This window comes from Pseudomonas sp. GL-RE-29 (assembly GCF_019947275.1).
In the GTDB taxonomy this organism is placed as follows: Bacteria; Pseudomonadota; Gammaproteobacteria; order Pseudomonadales; family Pseudomonadaceae; genus Aquipseudomonas; species Aquipseudomonas fluorescens_A.
Genome location: NZ_JAGYGD010000075.1, coordinates 1 through 3,296, shown reverse-complemented (window position 1 = coordinate 3,296; position 3,296 = coordinate 1). Strand labels below are relative to the sequence as shown.

Sequence of the window (3,296 nt, the reverse complement as noted above, 5' to 3'; positions counted from 1 at the left end):
CGGATCAGGCTAAGGTAAAATTTGTGAGTAATTGCGAATTTTCGGCGAATGTCGTCTTCACAGTATAACCAGATTGCTTGGGGTTATATGGTCAAGTGAAGAAGCGCATACGGTGGATGCCTTGGCAGTCAGAGGCGATGAAAGACGTGGTAGCCTGCGAAAAGCTTCGGGGAGTCGGCAAACAGACTTTGATCCGGAGATGTCTGAATGGGGGAACCCAGCCATCATAAGATGGTTATCTTGTACTGAATACATAGGTGCAAGAGGCGAACCAGGGGAACTGAAACATCTAAGTACCCTGAGGAAAAGAAATCAACCGAGATTCCCTTAGTAGTGGCGAGCGAACGGGGACTAGCCCTTAAGTGGCTTTGAGATTAGCGGAACGCTCTGGAAAGTGCGGCCATAGTGGGTGATAGCCCTGTACGCGAAAATCTCTTAGTCATGAAATCGAGTAGGACGGAGCACGAGAAACTTTGTCTGAATATGGGGGGACCATCCTCCAAGGCTAAATACTACTGACTGACCGATAGTGAACTAGTACCGTGAGGGAAAGGCGAAAAGAACCCCGGAGAGGGGAGTGAAATAGATCCTGAAACCGTATGCGTACAAGCAGTGGGAGCCCACTTTGTTGGGTGACTGCGTACCTTTTGTATAATGGGTCAGCGACTTATTTTCAGTGGCGAGCTTAACCGAATAGGGGAGGCGTAGCGAAAGCGAGTCTTAATAGGGCGTCTAGTCGCTGGGAATAGACCCGAAACCGGGCGATCTATCCATGGGCAGGTTGAAGGTTGGGTAACACTAACTGGAGGACCGAACCGACTACCGTTGAAAAGTTAGCGGATGACCTGTGGATCGGAGTGAAAGGCTAATCAAGCTCGGAGATAGCTGGTTCTCCTCGAAAGCTATTTAGGTAGCGCCTCATGTATCACTGTAGGGGGTAGAGCACTGTTTCGGCTAGGGGGTCATCCCGACTTACCAAACCGATGCAAACTCCGAATACCTACAAGTGCCGAGCATGGGAGACACACGGCGGGTGCTAACGTCCGTCGTGAAAAGGGAAACAACCCAGACCGTCAGCTAAGGTCCCAAAGTTATGGTTAAGTGGGAAACGATGTGGGAAGGCTTAGACAGCTAGGAGGTTGGCTTAGAAGCAGCCACCCTTTAAAGAAAGCGTAATAGCTCACTAGTCGAGTCGGCCTGCGCGGAAGATGTAACGGGGCTCAAACCATACACCGAAGCTACGGGTATCACTTAGGTGATGCGGTAGAGGAGCGTTCTGTAAGCCTGTGAAGGTGAGTTGAGAAGCTTGCTGGAGGTATCAGAAGTGCGAATGCTGACATGAGTAACGACAATGGGTGTGAAAAACACCCACGCCGAAAGACCAAGGTTTCCTGCGCAACGTTAATCGACGCAGGGTTAGTCGGTCCCTAAGGCGAGGCTGAAAAGCGTAGTCGATGGAAAACAGGTTAATATTCCTGTACTTCTGGTTATTGCGATGGAGGGACGGAGAAGGCTAGGCCAGCTTGGCGTTGGTTGTCCAAGTTTAAGGTGGTAGGCTGGAATCTTAGGTAAATCCGGGATTCTAAGGCCGAGAGCTGATGACGAGTGTTCTTTTAGAACACGAAGTGGTTGATGCCATGCTTCCAAGAAAAGCTTCTAAGCTTCAGGTAACCAGGAACCGTACCCCAAACCGACACAGGTGGTTGGGTAGAGAATACCAAGGCGCTTGAGAGAACTCGGGTGAAGGAACTAGGCAAAATGGCACCGTAACTTCGGGAGAAGGTGCGCCGGTGAGGGTGAAGCATTTACTGCGTAAGCCCACGCCGGTCGAAGATACCAGGCCGCTGCGACTGTTTATTAAAAACACAGCACTCTGCAAACACGAAAGTGGACGTATAGGGTGTGACGCCTGCCCGGTGCCGGAAGGTTAATTGATGGGGTTAGCTAACGCGAAGCTCTTGATCGAAGCCCCGGTAAACGGCGGCCGTAACTATAACGGTCCTAAGGTAGCGAAATTCCTTGTCGGGTAAGTTCCGACCTGCACGAATGGCGTAACGATGGCGGCGCTGTCTCCACCCGAGACTCAGTGAAATTGAAATCGCTGTGAAGATGCAGTGTATCCGCGGCTAGACGGAAAGACCCCGTGAACCTTTACTATAGCTTTGCACTGGACTTTGAATTTGCTTGTGTAGGATAGGTGGGAGGCTTTGAAGCGTGGACGCCAGTTCGCGTGGAGCCATCCTTGAAATACCACCCTGGCAACTTTGAGGTTCTAACTCAGGTCCGTTATCCGGATCGAGGACAGTGTATGGTGGGTAGTTTGACTGGGGCGGTCTCCTCCTAAAGAGTAACGGAGGAGTACGAAGGTGCGCTCAGACCGGTCGGAAATCGGTCGTAGAGTATAAAGGCAAAAGCGCGCTTGACTGCGAGACAGACACGTCGAGCAGGTACGAAAGTAGGTCTTAGTGATCCGGTGGTTCTGTATGGAAGGGCCATCGCTCAACGGATAAAAGGTACTCCGGGGATAACAGGCTGATACCGCCCAAGAGTTCATATCGACGGCGGTGTTTGGCACCTCGATGTCGGCTCATCACATCCTGGGGCTGAAGCCGGTCCCAAGGGTATGGCTGTTCGCCATTTAAAGTGGTACGCGAGCTGGGTTTAGAACGTCGTGAGACAGTTCGGTCCCTATCTGCCGTGGACGTTTGAGATTTGAGAGGGGCTGCTCCTAGTACGAGAGGACCGGAGTGGACGAACCTCTGGTGTTCCGGTTGTCACGCCAGTGGCATTGCCGGGTAGCTATGTTCGGAATAGATAACCGCTGAAAGCATCTAAGCGGGAAACTAGCCTCAAGATGAGATCTCACTGGGACCTTGAGTCCCCTGAAGGGCCGTCGAAGACTACGACGTTGATAGGTTGGGTGTGTAAGCGCTGTGAGGCGTTGAGCTAACCAATACTAATTGCCCGTGAGGCTTGACCATATAACACCCAAGCAATTTGACTACTCGAAAGAGCATCAGATTGCGGTGTGTGAAGACGAAACGAACCGAAAGTTCGAGATACTCACAAAACACCAGCTGTCACATACCCAATTTGCTGAAGCGAGGCCATTTGGTCACGACTCAGTACCCGAATTTCTTGACGACCATAGAGCATTGGAACCACCTGATCCCATCCCGAACTCAGCAGTGAAACGATGCATCGCCGATGGTAGTGTGGGGTTTCCCCATGTGAGAGTAGGTCATCGTCAAGATTAAATTCCGAAACCCCAATTGCGAAAGCAGTTGGGGTTTTGT

At 51.3% G+C, this 3,296-nt stretch carries 2 rRNA genes; both read left to right on the top strand.

What is annotated here, in order from left to right:
* Window positions 1–89 precede the first annotated feature (89 nt).
* Window positions 90–2,981 (top strand): 23S ribosomal RNA (locus KGB21_RS29270).
* 156 nt (window positions 2,982–3,137) lie between these two features.
* Window positions 3,138–3,253, top strand: a 5S ribosomal RNA gene (gene rrf / locus KGB21_RS29265).
* Window positions 3,254–3,296 lie beyond the last annotated feature (43 nt).